The organism is Craurococcus roseus, assembly GCF_039523795.1.
GTDB classification, from domain to species: domain Bacteria; phylum Pseudomonadota; class Alphaproteobacteria; order Acetobacterales; family Acetobacteraceae; genus Craurococcus; species Craurococcus roseus.
Window position 1 is genome coordinate 1 of record NZ_BAAAFZ010000056.1, and the last position, 1,031, is coordinate 1,031.

Here is a 1,031-nt window from a genome sequence, read left to right on the forward strand (position 1 = left end):
CCCCCCGGGCCGCGACCGAGCAAGCGCAAGCGCCGTCCGCAGCGGCGACGACCGACGGCGCGGCGACGGCTCCGTCCTCGCAGCCGCGATCCCCGACCGTCGCCGCGCCCCAAGCCCCGCAAGCCCAGGCCGCGACCACCGCGGCGGCGCCCGGCGGCGACGCGGGCCACGGCACGGCTTCTCCCGCCGCCACCACCGCCCAGCAACCCACGTCCGCCGGCATGGCCGCCGTTCCGAGCGCGCCGGCGAACGGCCATGCCGCCGACGCGTCGCCGGCCGCGACCGATAACGCGGCACGCCCCGCCGCCACGGCGTCACCGGCCGCGAACGAGAACGCGGCGCGCTCCGCCGCCGCGGCGCCGAGCTCCGCTTCCAGCACCACCCAGCCACCGGCGTCCGGCGGCGCCACGCCCTCCGCCGCGTCTGCGCCGAACAAGCCGGCCGCACCGGCGACGGCGACCCAGGGCGCCCCGGCCGCCCATGCCGGTCCGGCCGCCCCGGCTTCGGGCCAAGGCCCCGCCGCGGCGCCGTCCAACGGTTCGGCGATGCCCTCCTCGACCCACGGCGCCGGCGCGGCGCAGCCGGCGACGACGCCCTCCGCGACTCCGAACCGCGCCACCGCTACCCCCCCTGCTAAGCCGCCGGCCACGGGCGCGACCCACCAGCCGCACGACGGCGCCGCGCCCGCGACGCCTTCCACCGCCGCCGCGTCCCAGCCGGTCGTCACGGCGCCGACCGCCGCGGCCGCTCCTCCCGCGGCGAACCCGTCCGCGCCGACGAGCGCCACGGCGCCGGCGGCGACCCCGAAGGACGCCGATGCCCCTCCCGCGGCCGCCGTGTCGTCGGCACTTCCGGAACACGCCGCGAAACCGACGACGCCCGAAACGCCGAAACCCGCGTCCGCGGCCGCGACCCCGGAGGCGCAACCGGCGACGGACGCCACGCCGTCCGGCAGCGCCGCCGCACCCCCGCCGGCCCCGGTCGCGCCGCAGGCGGCGACCTCAGTGACCGACGCGGCGCCCGCCGCCGCC

General features: G+C 81.5%; 1 pseudogene. It reads right to left on the reverse strand.

What is annotated here, in order from left to right:
• Positions 1 to 1,031: pseudogene (locus ABD067_RS17980) on the reverse strand (hypothetical protein); the annotation flags it as partial.